This window comes from Kutzneria sp. NPDC052558, assembly GCF_044547355.1.
In the GTDB taxonomy this organism is placed as follows: domain Bacteria; phylum Actinomycetota; class Actinomycetes; order Mycobacteriales; family Pseudonocardiaceae; genus Kutzneria.
The window spans coordinates 47,166-67,176 of the sequence record NZ_JBIUAG010000029.1; the positions used below are offsets into that span (position 1 = coordinate 47,166).

20 protein-coding genes are annotated in these 20,011 nt (G+C 70.9%); 16 read left to right on the forward strand and 4 right to left on the reverse strand.

Translation table 11 applies throughout. The features are described 5' to 3' along the window. Positions 1-99 precede the first annotated feature (99 nt). The 5 genes from ACIG5F_RS37735 to ACIG5F_RS37755 are packed head-to-tail and all read left to right on the forward strand — an operon-like array spanning position 100 to position 3,197. Positions 100-726: a GntR family transcriptional regulator gene (locus ACIG5F_RS37735; RefSeq protein WP_396524813.1), complete on the forward strand. Its 627-nt coding sequence runs from the start codon at positions 100-102 to the stop codon at positions 724-726. Positions 727-782: 56 nt separating this feature from the next. After that, complete coding sequence (locus ACIG5F_RS37740; protein ID WP_396524814.1) at positions 783-1,169, forward strand: Rieske (2Fe-2S) protein; 387 nt, start codon at positions 783-785, stop codon at positions 1,167-1,169. Beyond that, positions 1,153-1,473 (forward strand): hypothetical protein, encoded by a 321-nt coding sequence (locus ACIG5F_RS37745; RefSeq protein ID WP_396524815.1) that lies wholly within the window; start codon positions 1,153-1,155, stop codon positions 1,471-1,473. Before ACIG5F_RS37740 ends, ACIG5F_RS37745 begins: the two co-directional genes overlap by 17 nt. Then, positions 1,466-2,740 (forward strand): amidohydrolase family protein, encoded by a 1,275-nt coding sequence (locus ACIG5F_RS37750; RefSeq protein ID WP_396524816.1) that lies wholly within the window; start codon positions 1,466-1,468, stop codon positions 2,738-2,740. Before ACIG5F_RS37745 ends, ACIG5F_RS37750 begins: the two co-directional genes overlap by 8 nt. 13 nt (positions 2,741-2,753) lie before the next feature. After that, on the forward strand, positions 2,754-3,197 hold the full coding sequence (locus tag ACIG5F_RS37755; protein ID WP_396524817.1) for a heme-binding protein: 444 nt from the start codon (positions 2,754-2,756) through the stop codon (positions 3,195-3,197). 49 nt (positions 3,198-3,246) lie between these two features. Here ACIG5F_RS37755 and ACIG5F_RS37760 read toward each other — a convergent pair whose 3' ends face one another. Then, the gene (locus tag ACIG5F_RS37760) at positions 3,247-4,455 is read right to left on the reverse strand and encodes a glycosyltransferase (protein WP_396524818.1); all 1,209 of its coding nucleotides are present in this window, start codon (positions 4,453-4,455) and stop codon (positions 3,247-3,249) included. Positions 4,456-4,631: 176 nt separating this feature from the next. Here ACIG5F_RS37760 and ACIG5F_RS37765 point away from each other — a divergent pair, with 176 nt between their 5' ends. Both ACIG5F_RS37765 and ACIG5F_RS37770 read left to right on the forward strand, forming a co-directional pair. Continuing rightward, entirely contained in the window at positions 4,632-6,218 is a 1,587-nt protein-coding gene (locus tag ACIG5F_RS37765; protein WP_396524819.1) for an alkaline phosphatase family protein, read from the forward strand. Positions 6,219-6,298: 80 nt separating this feature from the next. Continuing rightward, the gene (locus tag ACIG5F_RS37770; RefSeq protein ID WP_396524820.1) at positions 6,299-7,222 is read left to right on the forward strand and encodes an undecaprenyl-diphosphate phosphatase; all 924 of its coding nucleotides are present in this window, start codon (positions 6,299-6,301) and stop codon (positions 7,220-7,222) included. Between the two features lie 4 nt (positions 7,223-7,226). On the opposite strand, the gene ACIG5F_RS37775 is transcribed toward ACIG5F_RS37770, so the two are convergent. Then, positions 7,227-8,075 (reverse strand): hypothetical protein, encoded by an 849-nt coding sequence (locus ACIG5F_RS37775; protein ID WP_396524821.1) that lies wholly within the window; start codon positions 8,073-8,075, stop codon positions 7,227-7,229. 73 nt (positions 8,076-8,148) lie between these two features. Between ACIG5F_RS37775 and ACIG5F_RS37780 the strand changes: the two genes are divergently transcribed. Both ACIG5F_RS37780 and ACIG5F_RS37785 read left to right on the forward strand, forming a co-directional pair. Further along, positions 8,149-8,493 carry a BlaI/MecI/CopY family transcriptional regulator gene (locus ACIG5F_RS37780; RefSeq protein ID WP_396524822.1) on the forward strand — a complete coding sequence of 115 codons (345 nt, stop codon included), beginning with the start codon at positions 8,149-8,151 and terminating at the stop codon, positions 8,491-8,493. Beyond that, positions 8,490-9,398 (forward strand): M56 family metallopeptidase, encoded by a 909-nt coding sequence (locus ACIG5F_RS37785; protein ID WP_396524823.1) that lies wholly within the window; start codon positions 8,490-8,492, stop codon positions 9,396-9,398. The genes ACIG5F_RS37780 and ACIG5F_RS37785 overlap by 4 nt, the downstream gene beginning before the upstream one ends. 11 nt (positions 9,399-9,409) lie before the next feature. Here ACIG5F_RS37785 and ACIG5F_RS37790 read toward each other — a convergent pair whose 3' ends face one another. Next, positions 9,410-10,255, reverse strand: coding sequence for an ABC transporter permease subunit (locus tag ACIG5F_RS37790; RefSeq protein WP_396524824.1), 846 nt, complete (start codon positions 10,253-10,255; stop codon positions 9,410-9,412). Then, positions 10,252-11,184: an ABC transporter ATP-binding protein gene (locus ACIG5F_RS37795; RefSeq protein WP_396524825.1), complete on the reverse strand. Its 933-nt coding sequence runs from the start codon at positions 11,182-11,184 to the stop codon at positions 10,252-10,254. The genes ACIG5F_RS37790 and ACIG5F_RS37795 overlap by 4 nt, the downstream gene beginning before the upstream one ends. Positions 11,185-12,131: 947 nt before the next feature. On the opposite strand from ACIG5F_RS37795, the gene ACIG5F_RS37800 reads away from it, so the two are divergent. Genes ACIG5F_RS37800 through ACIG5F_RS37830 form a run of 7 tightly spaced genes read left to right on the forward strand, consistent with a single transcriptional unit; the run spans position 12,132 to position 19,913 of the window. Further along, the gene (locus tag ACIG5F_RS37800) at positions 12,132-13,700 is read left to right on the forward strand and encodes an ABC transporter substrate-binding protein (RefSeq protein WP_396524826.1); all 1,569 of its coding nucleotides are present in this window, start codon (positions 12,132-12,134) and stop codon (positions 13,698-13,700) included. Continuing rightward, positions 13,697-14,650, forward strand: coding sequence for an ABC transporter permease (locus ACIG5F_RS37805; RefSeq protein WP_396524827.1), 954 nt, complete (start codon positions 13,697-13,699; stop codon positions 14,648-14,650). The genes ACIG5F_RS37800 and ACIG5F_RS37805 overlap by 4 nt, the downstream gene beginning before the upstream one ends. Next, complete coding sequence (locus ACIG5F_RS37810; RefSeq protein WP_396524828.1) at positions 14,647-15,510, forward strand: ABC transporter permease; 864 nt, start codon at positions 14,647-14,649, stop codon at positions 15,508-15,510. The genes ACIG5F_RS37805 and ACIG5F_RS37810 overlap by 4 nt, the downstream gene beginning before the upstream one ends. After that, the gene (locus ACIG5F_RS37815) at positions 15,507-17,441 is read left to right on the forward strand and encodes an ABC transporter ATP-binding protein (RefSeq protein WP_396524829.1); all 1,935 of its coding nucleotides are present in this window, start codon (positions 15,507-15,509) and stop codon (positions 17,439-17,441) included. Before ACIG5F_RS37810 ends, ACIG5F_RS37815 begins: the two co-directional genes overlap by 4 nt. Next, positions 17,438-18,106, forward strand: a complete 669-nt coding sequence (locus ACIG5F_RS37820; protein WP_396524830.1) for an alpha/beta fold hydrolase — start codon at positions 17,438-17,440, stop codon at positions 18,104-18,106. Before ACIG5F_RS37815 ends, ACIG5F_RS37820 begins: the two co-directional genes overlap by 4 nt. Continuing rightward, complete coding sequence (locus ACIG5F_RS37825; protein ID WP_396524831.1) at positions 18,103-19,119, forward strand: 2OG-Fe(II) oxygenase family protein; 1,017 nt, start codon at positions 18,103-18,105, stop codon at positions 19,117-19,119. Before ACIG5F_RS37820 ends, ACIG5F_RS37825 begins: the two co-directional genes overlap by 4 nt. Continuing rightward, a complete protein-coding gene (locus tag ACIG5F_RS37830; RefSeq protein WP_396524832.1) occupies positions 19,116-19,913 on the forward strand; it encodes a DUF427 domain-containing protein in 798 nt (265 codons plus the stop codon). Before ACIG5F_RS37825 ends, ACIG5F_RS37830 begins: the two co-directional genes overlap by 4 nt. Positions 19,914-20,011 lie beyond the last annotated feature (98 nt).

A 20,011-nucleotide genomic window follows, 5' to 3' on the forward strand; every position in this document is an offset into this window, starting at 1 on the left:
GTGATGTCGGTTTTTTCCGCGATTGTGTGGTAGAGGCGGTCGGTCGTGGTTGAGACGTCCCCTGATGACCAGGTCCTTGTGGATCATCCTTCGCGATCGGTGCTGGACCTCATTCGGCGCGGAATCCTTGAGGGCCGTTTCGTGCCAGGACAGCGCCTTGTCGTGGCGGAACTGTGCGCACGCTATGGCGGGTCCCGGGACACGGTGCGGGCCGCGCTGACCGAACTCGGCCACGAGCGGCTGGTCGAGCTCGTGCGCAATCGCAGCGCGGTGGTCCAGTCGGTGAGCCTGACCGAGGCGATCGAGATCACCGAGGTGCGGATGTGCCTGGAGGCTCTGTGCGCCGCCAAGGCCGCCGAGCGCATCACCGAACCCGACGTCCAGGAGCTCCGCACGCTCGCGCAGGACATGCGCCGGGCGGCCGCGGGCCAGGACGCGACGACGTACGCGGACCTCAACGCGGTCCTGCATCAGCGGATCCGGGACATCGCCGGCCAGGCCGTGGCCGCCAGCGCCCTGACCCGGCTGCGTGCGCAGACCGTCCGGCACCAGTACCGGATCACGTTGCGCCGGGGCGGGCCACAGCACTCCCTGTCCGACCACCTCGCCCTGATCGACGAGATCTGCGCCCGGTCGCCGGACGGCGCCGATCGGGCGATGCGCCGCCACTGGGCGAACGTGATCGACGCCCTGCGCGCCCTGGAACCCGAGCTGGACAAGGACTGACCGCAGGCGTCGTCGCGGCGCCAGCGCCGACCACATCCGCACGAAAGGCAGGCACCATGCCCAAGGCAAACGTGTCCCAACGCATCCACGCCGGCGCGGTCGACGACTTCGAGGACGGCGAGCGCCGCCTGGTGGACCACGCGGACCGGACCATCGGTGTCTTCCGCGTCGGCGAGCAGTTCCGGGCCTACGCCAACCTCTGCCTGCACCAGGGCGGCCCGGTCTGCGAAGGCCGGTACTTCCCCCGGCTGCGGGCGATCTTCACTGACGACGGTCGCACCGCGGGCGAGAGGCACGACCGGTCCGAGCCGCATCTGGTGTGCCCCTGGCACGGCTGGGAGTACGACCTGCGGACCGGCGAGTTCTGCGGTGACCGCCGGCTGCGGCTGGCGAGCTATCCGATCCAGATCGAGGAAGGACAGGTCTATGTCGTCGTCGAATAACCAGGATCGCCTGGCCGAACTGCTGTCCCTGGATGTGACGGTCGACGGGCTCCGCGTGCTTGCCGAGTATGTCGTGACCGCCTACGGCGCACTGGTCGACGCCGAGGGCGAGTCCGTGTCGATCCTCTCGGCCGGCCACCAGGTGACCGCGACCGACGCGGCCCGCGCCGCCAGCGCGTTGCTCAGCGCGGTGAACCTGGAGGTGTTCGAACTGGCCATGTGGGAGAACTTCGGCGGCCGGCCTGGCGCCCTGCCGCCCACCGTGCGCATCCCCGACCGGAAGGTGGACAACAGCCGTGGATGAGTTCTACGACCGGGGACGCGTGCCGGTGCGCAACCTGCTGGCCAACGCCCGTCGTCAGGCCGACGACCGCGGATTCCACGAGTTTGCGATAGTCGACGTCGACTCCCACCACTTCGAGAACGGCCGCTGGCGCGAGATCGCGCCGTTCATCGAGGACGACCAGATCCGCGACTGGGTGCGGGCGATGACCTCGCGCGGCAAGCAGGACTCGGCCCGCAGCGGCAACGTGGTCACGGCGCAGCTGGGCAACCAGGAGGTCTCGGGCCGGATACTGCGGGCCGGCCAGCAGCTGCCCGGCGCGATCGAGGCCGCCGCGCGGCCGAACCACCACCCCGACATGGCCAGGATGCTGTGGGCCATGGACATGATGAGCATCGACTACTCGATCATGTTCCCGTCCTCGATGCTGCACCTGTCCCTGCATCCGGCGCCGGAGGTCGAGGTCGTCCTCGCGCGGGCGTACACGCGCTGGCTCACCGAGGAGCTGCTCACCCAGGACGACCGGGTCAAGACCTTCGTCTACCTGCCGTTCAACGACGCCGCGGCGAGCCTGCGGGTCGTCGAGGACTTCGGGGACACGCCGGGCGTCATCGGCTTCATGGTCACGTCGGTGCGCTACCGGCCGGTGCACGCCAACGAGTACGCGCCGGTGTACTCGGCGATCCAGGAGACCGGGAAACCGCTGGCCTTCCACGCGGGCTACAACTGGCACGAGCAGAGCTTCGCCCAGCTCAACAAGTTCATCTCCGCGCACGCGCTCGGCTTCACCTTCACCAACATGGTGCATCTGACGAACATGCTGGTGAACGCCATTCCCGAGCGGTTCCCCCGGCTCAAGCTGATGTGGCTGGAGTCGGGCCTGGCCTGGCTGCCGTTCCTGATGCAGCGCCTGGACAACGAGTACCTGATGCGCACGTCGGAATGCCCCGGACTGACCAGGATGCCCGGCGACTACCTGCGCGACATGTGGTTCTCCACGCAGCCGATGGAGCGCACCGCGCCCATGTCCATGCTGGAGGAGACCTTCAAGCTGATCGACGCGGAGAACACGCTGGTGTACTCATCGGACTACCCGCACTGGGACTTCGACGTCCCCAGCGTCATCCACGATCTCCCGTTTCTCACCGACCAGGCGAAGCGGAAGATCCTCGGCGGCAACGCCTGCCAGCTCTTCGGCCTCCCGACGGAGAAACGGGCCCCGAAGTCGGCCGCGGACGTGATCATGCCTCAGTTCGACGCCGTCGAGACCAGCCCGACGCTCAGCTGAGGAGCAACCGGTCATGGCAACTGCCACGTCGCTGACGCTGCGCCTGGCGACCGCGATAGCGGACACCGCGCTCGCGCACGCGCGGGAGCTCGGCTGCGCGCCGCTCACCGTCGCCGTGCTCGATCCGGGAGGACACCTCCAGGTGCTCAAACGTGAGGACACCAGCGGCATCCTCCGACCCGACATCGCGTTCGCCAAAGCCTGGGGATGCCTCGGCATGGGGCTCGGCGGCCGGGCCCTGGCCGAGCGTTGCGCGGTGAACCCGGCCATCTACGGCGTGTTCTCGACCATCTCCGGCGGACGCCTGATGCCGGCGGCCGGCGGTGTCCTGGTGCGTGACGGGTCGGGCGCCCTGCTGGGCGCGGTCGGGGTCAGCGGGGACCGGCCCGAACGCGACGAGGAATGCGCGGTGGCCGGCGTGACGGCCGTGCACCTGGTGGCCGATGTCGGTGTCTGAGGCCCGTCCATGGAGAGGCCGGTGATCGCTGTGCTCGACGCTTGGTCGCCTACGCGAGCGGGAGCCGCACGGCCACACTGCGGTACATGGTCTCGAAGCGGTCGAGCGTGCTCTCCATCGTGTGCTGTGCGATGAGCACGCGGCCGGCCGCACCCATGCGGACCCGCGCCGAGGGGTCGACCAGCAGGCGGCGTAGCCGATCGGCGAGGGCCGCGGTGTCTCCCGGCGGATAGAGCCACCCGGTTTCACCCGGCCGCACGAGATGGGGCAACGCCATCGCGTCGGCGGCGACGACCGGCTTGCCGGCGGCGAGGGCGTCCATTGTGGCCAGGCTCTGGAGTTCGGCGACTCCCGGCATGCAGAACACGTCCGCACGCAGATAGGCGGCGATGAGCGCGTCCTCGTCGATGTGTCCATGGAAGGTCACATCGCCGGCGATGCCCAGTCGACCGGCCAGGTTCTGCCATGCCTGCCGGCATTTCCCGTCGCCGACGATCTCGACCCGCACGCGAACGTCACCGCGTAGGCGGTGCACCGCGCGAAGGAGTTCGCCCACGCGTTTCTCCTCGTCCAAGCGGCCGACGAACAACACGTGGGGCACCAGGCGGTCCGAGGCCGGCGCCGGGGTCGGAAACCTGGTCAGGTCGATCCCGCACGAGACCGCGACCGCTGACGGAACCCCGTTCTCGGCAAGCAGTCGAACGGCCTGCTGCGTCGGGGCCGTGACGACCTGCGCGGCGCGCAGCACTCGGCGCAGATCCCACCAACCCAGGCGGGACACCGCTGCTCGAAGCGTCTTCGGCACGGGCAGATAGCCGTGCAGGTTCTCCGGCATGAAGTGGTTTGTCGCCACGACGGGGATGCGGCGGCGGCTCGCCGACGCCGCCAGCGCGCGGCCGACGACGAAGTGCGCCTGGATGTGCACCAGGTCCGGTGCGAGTTCGGACAGCAGGTCCTGTGCGGCCCGAAATGCCAGCATCGGGCGGCATATGCGGAACGTGGGATGCACTGGTGTGCCCACGGAGGCGATGCGGTGCACGGTGATGCCCGTGTGCGACTCGGTGAGTGACCGCGCATCCGTTGACGGGCACAGCACGTGCACGTCATGGCCGCGCCCGGCCAGGCCGACCGCCAGCCTCGACGCGAAGTTCGCTGCGCCGTTGACGTCCGGCGGATACGTGTCGGCCCCGATGACGATTCGCAGCCGCGGTGGCGCGGCGTCCTCGTCGACCAGGGGAGCCGATGCTGTCGAGGTCATGGCGGCAAAACTACTACAGCAATGTAGTACTTAGCTGTGCGTGCGCTGTCGATCGGGCATGCGGCCATGTCGTTGTCGGAGAAGGCCTTGAGCGGTTCATGCCGCGTTCAGGTCGGGTACATCCGCGTCGCCTAGAACTTCTACGACTTCGTAGTAGTTGGCGACGGGAGCGACGCATGCGCAGAACGACGTTGGTGGCGGCCCTCGTGACGAGCCTGGTGGCCGCCGCGGCCGGGCCGGTCGCGGCGGCCCCGTCGCAGCGGCACGTGCTGCTGATCTCGGTGGACGGCCTGCACGCCACCGACCTGGCCTGGTACGTGCGCCAGCACCCGAACTCGGCGTTGGCCAGCCTCACCCGCGACGGTCTCGACTACTCGCACGCCAGGACCCCGGTGCCGTCCGACTCCTTCCCGGGCATGGTCGGCCAGCTCACCGGCGGCGGCCCGGCCACCACCGGCATCTACTACGACGCCACCTACAACCACGCGCTGCTGCCGGCCGGCACCACCAACTGCGCCGGCGCGACGCCCGGGGCCGAGGTCGACCTCACCGAGGACCTGGACAAGGACAAGACCAAGCTCGACGCCGGCCAGGGCCTGGCCGGATTGCCGAATTCCATCCTCGGCATGACCGGAGCGCCGCAGTCGCTGATCCAGCAGTCCGCGCTGCCGGTCGACCCGTCGACCTGCCGGCCGGTGCAGCCCGGCCAGTACCTAAAGGTCAACACCGTGTTCGAGGTGGCCCGCGCCGCCGGCCTGCGCACGGCCTGGTCGGACAAGCATCCGGCGTACGCGATCCTGAACGGGCCGTCCGGCGTCGGCATCCAGGACCTGTTCACGCCGGAGATCAACAGCAGTGTCGGCAGCGGCGACTGGACCACCGACAACAACGCCACGCGCCAGTACGACCACTACAAGGTGCAGGCCGTGCGCAACGAGATCGACGGCTTCGACCACTCCGGGACCACCCGCCTCGGCACGCCCGCGGTCTTCGGCCTCAACTTCCAGACCGTGTCGACCGCGCAGAAGCTGCCGGCCGGCGGCTACCTCGCCGACGGCACGCCCGGCCCGCTGCTGGCGAGCGCCCTGGACTCGGTCGACCGCGAGATCGGCTCGCTGACCGCCGAACTGGCCAGGCGTCACCTCGCCGACCACACCACGATCATCCTGTCGGCCAAGCACGGCCAGTCGCCGACCGATCCGTCCGCGCTGACCCGCATCGCCGACGGTCCGCTGCTCGACGGCCTGAACGCCGCCTGGAAATCCGCGCACCCGGGCAGCGGCGACCTGGTCGCCTACTCCACCGACGACGACGCGATGCTGTTGTGGCTCAACGACCGCTCCGCCGCCGCGTTCGACTTCGCCCAGCGTTACCTGCTGGCGCAGAACGGCGCCGGCAACGACATCACCGGCGCGGCCAAGCCGTTCACCGCGTCCGGGCTCTCGTCTGTCCATAGTGGACTGTCCTATTTCCACACCTCGGCCGGTGATCCCCGCGTTCCCGACCTCGTCGGCGTCGTGCAGTACGGCGTGGTCTACACCGGCAAGAAGTCCAAGATCGCCGAGCACGGCGGGGCCGCCCCCGACGACCGGGACGTGGCGCTGGTCGTGTCCGGCGCGGGCGTGCGCGGGCATCACGCGGTCGACGCTCCGGTGTCGACCACGCAGATCGCGCCCAGCATCCTCTCGCTGCTGCGGCTGAACCCGAACGCGCTGGCGGCGGTTCGGGCCGAGCACACCCAGGTCCTGCCGGGCCTGCGCTGACGCCGTCCGCGGGGGCCTTCGCGCCGGCATCCGCTCGAACTACTACAGTGATGTAGTAGTTCGAGCGAAAGCGAGCGCAGATGTCCGCACCCACCTACCCGGAGATGATCGTCGTCGGCCTGCTCCAGGGCGTCAGCGAGCTCTTCCCGGTCTCCAGCCTGGGCCACTCCGTGCTGCTGCCGGCGCTGATCGGCGGCGGTTGGGCCGCCGACCTGGACATGTCGGCCAACGGCTCCGCGTACCTGGACACCCTGGTCGCCATGCACGTGGCGACCGCGGCCGCGCTGGTGGTCTTCTTCTGGCGCGACTGGGTGCGGATCGTCGGCGGCTTGCTCACCTCCGTTCGCGACCGCCGGATCGCCACACCCGACCAGCGGCTGGCCTGGCTGCTGGTCGCGGCGACGATCCCGGTCGGCGTCGCCGGCCTCGCGCTGGACAGCGTGATGCGCCAGTACCTGGGCAAACCGGTGCCGGCGGCCGCGTTCCTCGTGCTCAACGGCGTGGTGCTGTTCGTGGTCGAGCGGCTCTACCGCCGGCAACGTCGGACCACGCAGGACGCCGAGGCGACGATGGTGATGGCGGCGGTGTCCACCGAGGTTGCCAGCGACGCGCGGCTGTCCCGGCTCGGCTGGTGGGAGGCGATCGGCATCGGCGCGTGCCAGATCTTGGCTCTACTGCCCGGAATCAGCCGCTCCGGCGTGACCATCGCCGGTGGCCTGCTGCGCGGGCTGCGCCACGACGACGCCGCCCGCTTCGCCTTCCTGCTGGCCACGCCGGTCATCGCCGCCGCCGGGCTGCTCAAGCTGCCGGAGCTGGCCCGGCCGGAGATGCACGACGCGATCGGGCCGACCATCGTCGGCAGCGTTGTCGCCGGGGTCGGGGCGTACCTGTCGGTGCGATTCCTTGTCCGCTACTTCGAGACCCGCACCCTGACGCCGTTCGCGATCTACTGCGTGCTCGCCGGCCTGGGCTGCCTCGGCTACTTCGCGCTCGTCCAGGCCTGAGCACTCAAGAGCGGCTCCACTGTGGACGGATGTGTTCTCGGGCGAGCAGGAGCACGCCGGTGACCGCGACGACGGCGCAGGCCACCAGAACGGCCGCGGCGAACCGGGGCAAGGCGTCGGCCTCGCCGAACAGGCCGAGGCCGACGCCGACTCCGAGCATCGGGTCGATCACGGTCTGGCAGGCGATCACGACCTGCGGCGGTCCGGCGGCGTAGGCGTGCTGGACGAACCACAGGCCGACCGCGAGCGCGACAACCAATCCCAGCGCGGCGGCCACATGCAGGTGGGCGAGGCCATCCACGGCCAGGGAATGCGCGTACACCGAAACCAGGCCGTAGGCCATGCCTGCGGCCGCCGCGTAGGCCAGACAACGCGCGCGGCCCGCGGTCACCGCGCCGAATGCCCCCAACCCGAGGACACCGACCGCGGTCAGGGCGCCGGCGCGCGCCTCGGCGCCCGCCGAGAGCGTCGGCATCACCGCCCAGTGGGCTGACATCAGCACGAACAGACCGATGCCCGCGGTGCTGGCGATCACCGCGAGCCACGTCGAGGACGTCAACCGGCCGCCGGTGGAACGGACGGCCAGGACGGTGGTCACCGCGACGGCGACCACGCCGACCGGCTGGACCACGCTCAGCGGGGCGAGGCCGAGGGCGCAGGCGTGCAGACCGCCACCGAGCCCGGTGAGCCCGAAGCCGGACAGCCAGCGCGGCGCCCGAACCATGCGCAGCCAGCCCGACAGGCGTAGGTCGTCTCCGTCGGCCGCGGTGCGGACGGCGGCCTGTTGCAGCCAGGCGGCGACGGCGAAGCACAGCGCGCCGACAGCGGCGAGGGCAATTGCCAGGCAGGTCACGATGAGAGTCCTCTACTACAGACGTGTAGTAACCATTTCGAATCTACTACACTTGCGTAGTAGGAGGTGGGGCATGCCGCGACGCACCCGGGGCGGTCTGGAGCGCGAGATCCACGCCGTGCTGGCCGCGGCGGGCGGGCCGATGACGCCCGGGCAGGTGCGGGACGCCCTCGACGGCGATCTCGCGTACACCACCGTGCTCACGGTGTTGTCGCGGCTGTTCGACAAGGGCGAGATCACCCGCGAGGCCGTCGGCCGTGGCTACGGTTACTCCGCGCCGTACGACGCCGCCGAGCTCACCGCCCGGCGGATGGCCCTGCTGCTCTCCGACGGTGACCGGGCCACCGTGCTCACCCGGTTCGTCGACGGGCTCAGCCCCGGTGACGAGCAGCTGCTGCGCAGTCTGCTGGACCGATGACCGCCTCGGCGCTGGCCGCGCTCGCGGCGATGCTGCTGTTCGTGGCGGTCGCGCCACGGCTGGGCCATCGGCTGCCGCCGGCCATCGCCGCCTGCGTGCTGACGGCCGGCAGCCTGCTGGTGGCCGGCTCGACCGGGTTCGTGCTGGCGGTGCTCGCCCTCACCTGGCTCGGGCAGGCCCCGGCCATCGCCTGGTTCGCCGAATGGTCGCCGAGCGAACTCGACGTGGTCAGCCCGGTGCCGGAGTTCATCGCCGTCGGCTGCTTCGCGCTGCTGTCCGCCGCCGGCCTGCGCCTGCTGGTGCGGACGATCCGGTGCGGCCGCGCGCTGGTGGACGTGCGGCGGCTCCACCGTGGCTGGTCGTCGACGGTGATCATCGTGGACAGCGACCGCCCGGACGCCTTCGCCACCCCGTCTCCGGGCGGTCGCATCGTTGTCACCTCGGCGCTGATGGCCGCGCTGGCGCCGGAGGAACGGCGGGTGGTGATCGCGCACGAGCGGGCTCACCTGCGCCATCGGCACGCCTGGCTGCTGGTGCTGGCCGACCTCGCCGAGGCCGCGAACCCCTTGCTGCGGCCGACCGTCGCCGTCATCCGGCACGCCGTCGAGCGCTGGGCCGACGAGGACGCCGCTCGGCAGGTCGGCGACCGCCGGCTCGTCGCCCGCACGATCGCTCGGGTCGCCCTGCTGCGGCACGACGTCGGAAGCCACCCCCTCACACCGGCCGCGACCGGAGGCCAAGTGCCCCAGCGGGTCCGCGCGCTCCTGTCGCCCCCGCCGGGCCCTCGGCCGTGGCTCGCGGCCGTCGTCCTCGTTCTGCTCGCGGGCAGCGTTGTCGCCACGTGTGCCGTGGAGCGAACCGGCGACGCCGTCTTCGACCGGGTCGCCACCGTCCAGCACCGGTGACTCTCGTGCCGTCAGGCGTCGCGTCGGCGCAGCAGCACTGCGCCGAGGAGCAGAGCGATGGCGGCATAGCCGCAGAAGACCCCGAACCCCGACCACGGACCGAGCAGAGCCGCCGCGTCGGGATGCACGACCATCAACTGCTGGCCGGCATTGCTCGGCAGATAGGGATCGATGTTCGTGGCCCAGTCGGTCGGCAGGGCCTCGCCCAGCACCGGCAGCACAAGCAGGATCCCGAACAGGCTGGCGATGGCTCCGGCCGTGCTGCGGACAACGAACCCCAGACCGACACCCATCAGCCCGACAACCGTCAGATACAACCCGGTGCCCACGACCGCCCGCGCCACGCCGTCGGCGCCGATGGTGGTCTCGATGTGCTGCGAGCTGAGCAGGTACTGGCCGAGGAAAAACGCCAGGACCGCGGTCACCACGGTGACCACCAGCGTGATCACGGCGAACACGACGGCCTTGGCCACGAGGACGGGCAGCCGGCGTGGGGCGGCGCCGAGGCTGGAGCGGATCATGCCGGTGCTGTACTCGCCGGTGACGATCAGCACGCCGAGCACGCCGACGACGAGCTGGGCGAGGTAGAACCCGCGCAGGCTCACCGCGGTCGGGTCGAAGTGCGCCTGCTCGCCCGGCCGCATGTGCGGCCAGCGGTTGGCGGTGACCGCGGCGAACACGCCGCCGAAGCCGATCATCGCGATCAGCGTCGCGGCCAGCGTGAAGTACGAGGACCGCAGCGACCAGAACTTGTGCCACTCCGAGCGCATCACGCGCAGCTGGGTGACCCGGATGTCGTTCGGCAGTGGTGTCCGTGCTGCCGGCGACGGCTGGGTTTCGGTGAGCGTGGCGGTCATGACGCGGTCCTTTCGGTGAGCACGTCGCGGTGGACGCCGAATTCGACGGCGTCCTGGGTGAGATCCATGAACGCCTCTTCCAGCGAGGCGACGACCGGCGTCAGCTCGTCCAGCGGGATCCCGTTGTCACAGGCCAGTTGCCCGATCTCACCGCTGGTCAGGCCGTGCACCTCCAGCAGGCCGGTTTCCTGCGCGGTCACCGTCACCTCGGGCCCGACGAGCAGGTCCCGCAGCGTGCTGGCCTCCCGCGCGCGGACCCGGACGACCTTGCGGGAGAAGCGGGCGGTGAACTCCGCCATCGAGGTGTCGGCGATCAGCCGGCCCTTGCCGATGATCACGAGGTGGTCGGCGGTCAACGCCATCTCGCTCATCAGGTGCGAGGACAGGAACACCGTGCGACCGTCGGCGACCAGCGATCGCAGGAGGTGCCGGATCCAGCGCACGCCCTCGGGGTCGAGCCCGTTGACCGGTTCGTCGAGCACCAGCGTGTGCGGATCGCCCAGCAGCGCCGCGGCGACGCCGAGGCGTTGTCCCATGCCGAGAGAGAAGCCGCCGACCCGCTTGCGCGCCACGTCCCTGAGCCCGACCAGTTCGACGACCTCGTCGACGCGCCGCCGCGCAATGCCGTGCGTCAGCGCCAGCGCGAGCAGATGGTTGTACGCCGACCGTCCAGTGTGGACCGCTTTGGCCTCGAGCAACGCCCCCACCTCGCGCAGCGGCGCGGGATGGTCGGCGTAGCGCTTGCCGTTGACCCGCACCTCGCCCGCGGTCGGGGCGTCGAGCCCCAGGATCATCCGCATCGTGGTGGACTTCCCGGCCCCGTTCGGCCCCAGGAATCCGGTGACCTTCCCAGGACGGACGGTGAACGTCACATCGTCGACGGCGACCCGGTCCCCATAACGTTTGGTGACACCGAAAACCTCGATCATTCGCTCCTCGTCCCGTGCAGTGTGCGGACCGCGTGCCGGCACCGCGCGAGACTGGCACGGCCTGGCGCCACAGGCAAAACCATTCGCTGAGACGAGCCTCAGTCAGGACAAAGCGCCGGCGAGCCTGTCGATTCCCTCTCGATCCCACCAGGATGTGTAACGGTCGGCAGCGCGACCGACCCGGCCGTGGGCGGTCAAGGAATGAAGGTCACCTCCGGGTGCCGACGGGACGGACCGTCGGGCAGGTGGCCGTGGCGAGAGCACGGGACCCGACGCGCGGACGCGGGTCGTGGACGTGGCGGCGCGACTGCTGCGGGAACAGGGGCCAGGCGCCGTCGCCACCCGAGGTGTCGCCGGGGCGGCCGGCATGCAGGCGCCACCGCGACCCCGCCCTCGCCGACGCCCTGTACGATGCCGTGCTGGGACACATCCTCACCGAGGCCATCCCCGACACCGCCGCACCGTCACGCGACGGACGGGCAGCCGCGACGATCGCGTTCCGGGCCATCGATCGCACGTCTTGGCCGGCTGCCCAACTCCCGCCCGGTGCTCGTCCGCAAGTCCCGGTCATTACCGCTCGACGATGCCCGAGGCGTACGACCATGGCGATTCTCGGCGGCGGACCACCTCGCGGCGGTCGAGGGCTCGCGCCTGCCACTCACCGGCGCGGTGCCGGACACCCCATGGAGTCGCGACCTCGCCCACGTGATGGCCGTGCACGAGGAAGCCCTGCGCGACATCCTGACCACCCGGACTTGGTCAGTTCGGCGCCGGCACGCCCGTGCTGGTCCGACAAGTGGCTCCCACATCATGAACGGCTGACGATCAGCCTTGTTGGGCGGCATAGCGCGTGCGAGCATCGACGCCACGGTGCCGCCGGACTCATGCGAACACCTCGATTCGTTGTGCCGTAACGGTTTTGCCTGCCATTGAAAAGGATGTTCGTCATGTCCCACCATGTTCTCCCGCGCCGGGCGCTGTTACGCGGCGCCGGCGGCCTCGGGCTGGCCGCCGTGCTCGCGGCGTGCGCGACCGGCACGGATTCGGGAAGCTCGTCGGCGACGGGGCCGGCCAAGCCTGGCGGGACGCTGCGGGTCGGCACACCGGCGCCGCCCACCGCGGTCGATCCGGTGACGATGTACGACGGTTCGGCCATCGCGATCGTCCAACTGGTGGCTGACTACCTCATCTGGCTGGACAGCGACTTCAGCCTGGTGCCACGGCTGGCGACGAAGTGGAGCGCGGACGACGGCAACCAGCGGTGGGCCTTCACACTGCGCCAGGGCGTCACTTTCTCCGACGGCACACCGCTGGACGCGACCGCGGTCAAGGCGTCGTTCGACCGGCTGCTCGATCCGGCGAAGAACTCGGCGGCGCTGTCGGCGTTCAAGGGCGTGCTCGCCCCGGGCGGCGTCAGCGTTCGGGACGGCGACACGGTCGTGTTCACGTTGCAGCGCCCGTTCTCGGACTTTCCGTATCTGGTCTCGGCCGGCAACTACAACGCGGTGATCCTCAAGGCCGACTACGCCGGCGACTTCACCGCGAAGGCGATCGGCACCGGCCCGTTCCTGCTCACCGACTACAACCCGTCGACTGGGGCCACGCTCACCCGCAACCCCCGCTACTGGCAGCCCGGCCGGCCCTACCTCGACGGTGTCCGGGTCAAGTTCTACGCCGACGCCCAGGCCGAGCAGTTGGCGTTGCAGGGCGGTGACATCGACGCGCTGGTGATCACCGACCCGTCCGTCGTCCAGGCGGCCGGCGATGTGGTGCTGGACAAGGTGCCGGCCACCAGCATGACCACGCTGACGCTCCGCGTCGACCAGCATCCCTTCGATCGCAAGGAAGTCCGCCAGGCCATCGCCTACGCGCTGGACCGGCCCGCGGTGAACGACGCGGTCGACAACGGCATCGCGCAGCTGGCCAACGACCACCTGTTCGCGCCGCTGTTCCCGGCCAGTCCCCACGACATTCCGCAGCGGGCCAAGGATCCGGCCAAGGTGCGGCAACTGCTGGCCGAGGCCGGCGTCGAGCACCTGTCCTTCCCGCTGTCGTTCGACCCGCCGAACAAGAACTACGCGCTGGTCATCCAGGACCAGCTCAAGCAGGTCGGCATCGACGTCACCCTGGACCAGCAGACCTCCCAGGCGTTCTACGGCGGCGACCAGGCCAAGGACACGCCGTGGCTGTTCACGCCGGCGAACCTGGTCGGGTGGGCTGGGCGGCCGGTGCCGAGTCAGTTCGTCAGCCCCATGGTGACCAGCGACGGCGTGTGGAACGGCTCCAAGTACCGGAATCCGCAGCTGGACGCGGCGCTGCTGGCCTACGACGGCGCCACCACCGACCAGGCCCGCGCGCAGCAGGCGAAGATCATCGCCGCGGCGCTGCACGAGGACGTGCCGGTGGTGCTGACGCTGTGGAACGGGGCCGTCCGCGCGTACGACAAGGCGAAGTTCACCGGCATCAAGGCCCATCCCTCCTCGTTCGTCGACTTCAGCGCGGTGCGCCAGTCATGACCGGTCTGTTGCTGCGTCGGGCCGCCGCGGTGCCGGTGACGCTGGTCGTGGCGTCGCTGCTGGTGTTCCTGGCCACCGAGATCCTGCCCGGCGACGTGGCCAGGACGGTGCTGGGCCGTGAAGCCAGCGACGCGTCAGTGGCGCGGTTGCACGCACAGCTCGGACTCGACCAGCCGCTGTTGGCACGATATGCGCACTGGGCCGGCGACTTCCTGACCGGCCACTGGGGCACGTCGTACACGCTCGACGTGCCGGTGCGGGATCTGGTGCTCGGCCGACTCGGCAACTCCTTGCTGCTCGCCATGTTCGCGTTCGTGTTGCTGGTGCCGGTGTCGCTGACGGTGGGCGTGTTGTCCGGGTTGCACCACGATCGGCCGTTGGACCGGGTGCTCAGCGCGCTGGGGTTGGTGTTCGCCGCGACTCCGGAGTTCGTGACCGGAGTGGTGCTGCTGGTGGTGTTCGCGGTGGACCTGAAGTGGTTGCCCGCGTCGGCTCAGACCGACCCCGGCGCCGGACTGGGCGCGCAGTTGACGCACCTCGTGTTGCCGGCAGTGTCGCTTGTCCTGCTGTGCACGGGATATGTGGCGCGGCATGTGCGGGCCAACACAGTGTCCGTTGTGGACAGTGCGTTCGTGCGGGCCGCCCGGTTGCGCGGTTCGACGGGGGCACAGGTGATCCGCCGGCACGTGCTGCGCAACTCGACCGTGCCGGCGGTCAGCGCGCTCGGTGTGCAGGCGCAGTTCCTGCTCGGCGGGCTGGTCGCGGTCGAGCTGCTGTTCAACTATCCCGGCGTCGGCGCGCTGTTGCTCAACTCCGCGCTGGACAAGGACCTTCCGACATTGCAGGCGACCGCGGTGGTGCTCGGCCTGCTGTACATCCTGATCATGTTCGCGGTGGACGTCGTGCACCGACTGCTCGATCCGCGGATCCGGCACGGGGTGATCGCGTGACGACCGTGAGCCGGCCAACGCCTCTGGTCGCCGTCCCCACGCCACGGCGCCCACGGCGCCGCCGGTTCCCCGTCACACTCACGATCGGCCTCACGGTGGTGCTCGGCTGGGGCTTTGTCGCCGTGTTCTGGCCACAGCTGGCGCCGTACGATCTGCAACTGCAACATCCCGCGCACCGGTTCGCGCCGCCGGGGGGCGCCAACCTGCTCGGCACCGACCAGTTCGGCCGGGACACGTTCTCCCGGGTCCTGGCCGGATCCCGGTCGGTGTTGGAGATCGCCCCGCTCGCGACCCTGCTCGCGCTGATCGGCGGCACCGCGCTCGGCCTGCTCGCCGGCGCCTACCGCCGGTGGGTGGACGAGGTGATCATGCGCGTTCTCGACGCGGTGCTGGTGTTCCCGGCGATCATCGCGAGCGTGCTGTTCATCGCCCTGCTCGGGCACTCCGCGACCGTGCTGGTACTGGTGATCGGCATCGCGTTCGTGCCGATCGTCACCCGGTCCGTGCGGGCGGCGACGCTGGTGGAGCGCGGGAAACCCTATGTGGACGCGGCTTTGCTGCGTGGCGAACGCGGCGGCTCGCTGCTGGTCCGCGAGATCCTGCCCAACGTCGCGCGCACCGTGTTGGTGGAGGCCACGTCCCGACTCGGTGACGCGATCTTCGCGGTGGCCACGCTCGCGTTCCTGGGGCTCGGCGAGCAGCCCGGATCGCCGGACTGGGGCACCGCCGTCTCCGACAACCGGTCATGGTTGCAGAACGCGCCGTGGACGGTGCTCGCGCCGGCGATCGCGATCGCGACGCTCGTGGTCGGTGTGGCGTTGATCGCGGACGATCTGCGCGGCCGGTTCGAGGCGCGATGAGCGGACTGAGCATCGACGGGCTGAGCGTCGCCTACCGGGACATCCGCGCGGTGGACGATGTCTCGCTGACTGTCGACAAGGGACGGATGCTCGGCATCGTCGGCGAGTCGGGCTCGGGCAAGACCACGCTGGCCCGTGCGCTGGCCGGCGACCTGCCGGCGGCCGGGCGCGTGTCCGGCGGCCGGGTCGCGGTGGACGGCGTCGACGTGCTCGGGCTGTCCGGCCGCGGACTGCGCCAGTGGCGGCTGCGCGACCTCGCGTTCGTGCACCAGGAGGCCGGCGGCGCACTGGACCCGACGATGCGGATCGGCGCTCAGCTCGCCGAGGCACTGGCATTGCAAGGCGTTGCCCGGCCGGACCGCCGCAACGGGGTGCTCGACCTGCTCGACCGTGTCCAGCTGCCCGACCCGACGGCGGTCGCACGCCGCTATCCGCACCAGCTGTCGGGCGGCCAGCAACAGCGCGTGGTGATCGCCGCCGCGCTGGCCAAGCAGCCCAAGTTGCTCGTGCTGGACGAGCCGACCACCGGTCTGGACGCTTCGGTGGAGTGGGACGTCCTCGCCCTGATCGACCGGCTGCGCCGCGAACTGACCGCCACCGTCGTGCTGATCAGCCACGATCTGGGCCTGGTCGGCCGGCTCTGCGACGACATCGCCGTGCTGTACGCGGGCCGTGCCGTCGAGTTCGGCCGGGCCGCCGACGTGCTGCGCGACCCGAGCCATCCCTACACCGCCGCCCTGCTGGGCTGCGCGCCGACGCTCGGCGTGCCACGCACGGCGCGCCGAGTGATCGCCATCCCCGGCAATCCCGCTTCGGCCGGAGACATCGACACCGGATGCCGATTCGCGCCCCGATGCGCGTACGCGGACGACCTCTGCTGGGCCGTCGAGCCCGAACTGACCGTGGTCCAGCCGGCCAGGTCGGCACGGTGCCACCACGCGGAGCGGCTCGCCCCGCTGCCCACCGCGGCGCCCGCTCGTCCGGCAGCCCGAGTGCCGTCCACGGCGGACGCGGCGGTGCTGGCGGTCAGCGACCTCAGACGCGGCTACGGCCACCGCACCGTCGTCGACGGCGTGACCTTCGAGATCGCGGCGGCGGAGGTGTTCGGCCTGGTCGGAGAATCCGGCAGCGGCAAGACGACGCTGGCTCGCACGATCGTCGGCCTCGGCCCGGCCGGCGGCGGCGGAGCCATGACACTGGGCGGGGACCCGTTGCCGGCGCGGCTCGGCCGGCGTCGACCCGCTGTGCGACAACGAGTGCAGATGGTGTTCCAGCAACCCGACAGCACTCTCAATCCCGCGCAGCGGGTCGTCACCGTGCTCAGACGAGCGCTGCGGACGCTGGGAGGCACGACCACTGCCGACGAGTTGGCACGCCGTGTGCAGCTCGGTCCCGAGGTGCTGGCCGCCCGCACCACGGCGCTGTCGGGCGGTCAGCAGCAACGGGTCGCCATCGCGCGGGCGTTCGCGGGCACTCCGCGGCTGGTGGTCTGCGACGAGCCGGTGTCCGCGTTGGACGTCAGTGTGCAGGCCGGTGTGCTGGAACTGCTGGCCGAGCAACGAGATCGCACCGGCACCTCCTACCTGTTCATCTCGCACGACCTGGCCGTCGTCGGCTACCTCGCCGACCGGGTCGGTGTGCTGTACCGCGGTCAGCTGGTGGAGATCGGTCGCACCGCGGATGTGCTGGCCGGTCCGCACCACCCGTACACCGACCTGCTCGTCGGCGCCACCGGCCGCCGTGGGCGGACGGTGGCGCCGCGGCGGCCCGACACCGGCGCCGGCTGCGTGTTCGCCGCCCGATGTCCCCATCACCTCGGTGTTCAGTGCGACACCGAGGCTCCGCCGCCGCGGTCGATCAGCGACGGCCACGACGTCCGTTGCCACCTGCCCTTGTCCCACCTGCCGAGCAGCCAGGAGAAGCCAGCATGACCGACACCGCCGTGCAACCGGAGAACGAATTCGCGCAGGTGCCCGCGACGGCGGCCGATGTCGGGGTGAGCCCGCCGCCGGTGAGCAGGAGATGGGTGAACATCACCGCCGGCGGCCACGTCAGCGGCGTCACCTGGGGCAGCGGCTCACCGGAGATCGTGCTGTTGCACCGCTCCGGCGGCGACGCCCGGACCCTGGACCGGGTGGCGCTGCTGCTGGACCGGCCCGCGCTGGTGATCGACCTGCCCGGCGCCGGGCGGTCCAGCGGGCCCGCCAGCACACCGCGCCGGGCCGCGCGGGACGTCGCCGAGGCGGTGGCGTCCTTCGCGCCCCGCGCCAACGTCGTCGTCGGAGTCGGCGACGGCGGCCTGGTGGCGATAGCGGTCGCGGCGCGCCGATCGCAACTGGACACCGTGGTGCTTGTCGACACGGCGCCGGGCAGTGAACCGGACGTGGTTCGGGACCACCACTGGCGGCTGTCCGCGGGGATCACGCTGATCCACACCACCGAGGGACCGCTCACCGCGTCCGACCTCGCCGACCTTCGGCTGCTGCTGCCCAGCATCGCGGTCGTCGGCATCGACACGCCGGGCCTGATCGAGACCGAGGGCGCCGGGCGGCTCGCCGCCGCGCTGCGCCGCATCAAGAAAGGGGTAGTCGCGTGACCGACAGGGAGATCGCACTGATCGACGTCGCGGCCGCGGAAGCCGGCGACGCCGTCGAGCTCGCCCGGCTGCGCGCGGCCGGCACGGAGCTGGGCATCATCCAGGTGGTCAACCACGGCGTGCCGCAGGAGCTGGTCGACGACTTCCACACCCGCGTCGCGGCCGTGCTCGCGCTGCCGCGCGCCGAGAAGGTCGAGCTGGCCAGCCCGACCGGGCATCCCTACCGGGGCTGGCGGCAGTGGCCGGACGACTTCGGCCGGCTGGAGCTGGAGCGCTACAGCATCAGCCGGTACGACAGCCCGGCCGAGGCGGAGGCGGCCGGGCTGCCGGCCGAGTACAGCGGCGAGTACGCGCACCCGAACGTGTGGCCGGCCCAGGACCCGGGCCTGCGCGAAGTCGCCCGCGCCTACCACGACGCGGCCGCCGGCCTGGCCCAGCGGGTGCTCGGCCTCTACGCCCGGGTGCTGGACGTGGCCCCGGAGGTCTTTCCCGTCGGCGCCGCGCCGCACCACACCTCGTTCACCGTCAACAACTATCCGACATGGACCTACGGTGAGGCCGGGGATGAGGACCAGAAGCTGCTGCTGCTCGAGCACGCTGACGGCTCCGCGCTGACGGTGCTGCACCAGCGTGGCGACTACGAGGGATTGCAGGGGCAGTGGGCGGACGGCAGTTGGACGCCGGTGCCGATCGTGCCCGGCGCGCTCCAGGTCTTCACGGGCTCGCTGCTCACCCGATGGACCAACGGCAAGCTGCGCGCCGGCCGGCACCGCGTGGTCGCCGGCGGCACCGTGACCCGCCTGTCCAGCGGCGTGTTCTGGCATCCGAGGGTGGACACGATCATCGAGCCGCTCGCGCCTTTTGTCGGCGCGGACGAACCAGAGTACGACCCGGTGCTGTTGTGGGACACGGTGCGCAACCGCGTTGAGGACTACCTGGCGGTGTTCGGCCGCCCCGAGCAGGTCGCCGCCTGGCGCGACGGCCGTCCCTACGTCGCGGCGATCGCCGAATGAGCGACACGGTGCGCGCGTCCCGCCGCCATCCCGTGCCCGACGACGAGCTGACCTACGAGCCCAGCGCTCGCCGGGTGCGGGGTGTCGTGGGCGACACCACCGTCGTGGACAGCCGCCGGCCGCTGCTGGTCTGGGAGCCGGGCCGGCCCGTGCCGCTGTACGCCTTTCCGCGCGGCGACGTGCGCACCGATCTGCTCGCCGCCGGGCCCGCGGTCGGCCGTCCCGGCGCCGGCACGGGGTACAACCTGGCGCTGGCGGGACGGCAGCTGCCGGCCATCGCCTGGGACTACGAGGTTCCCGAGCTCGCCGACCACATCGCGTTCGACTGGTTCGGCCGCGTCGAGCCCGGCGTCGAGCACTGGTACGAGGAGGACGAGGAGGTCTTCGTCCACCCTCGTGACCCGTACAAGCGGGTGGACGCGCTGCCCAGTTCGCGACACGTCCAGGTGTCGGTCGACGGGACCGTGGTGGCCGACACCCGCCGGCCGGTGCTGGTGTTCGAGACCCGCCTGCCGGTGCGCTACTACATCCCGCCGGAGGACGTGGACTTCCACCGGCTGACCCGCAGCGTGCTGCGGACCCGCTGCCCGTACAAGGGGGAGGCACGGTACTGGTCGGTGTCCGGCGACCAGTCCCACGACAACATCGTGTGGACCTACCAGGATCCGATACCGTCCGTCGAGCCGATCAGGGACCACCTGGCCTTCTACAACGAAGTCGTCGACATCACGGTCGACGGCGAACTGCTGGAGCGGCCCGTCACGGTCTTCTCCGAACGGCTGAGCCAGCGCTGACCACGGCGCTGGCCTGACGGGGGTGTGCCAGGCAACAGCCCGGCACACCCCCGTCAGGCGAGGCCACGACGGCGGCTCGACCTGCTGGCAACGGACCG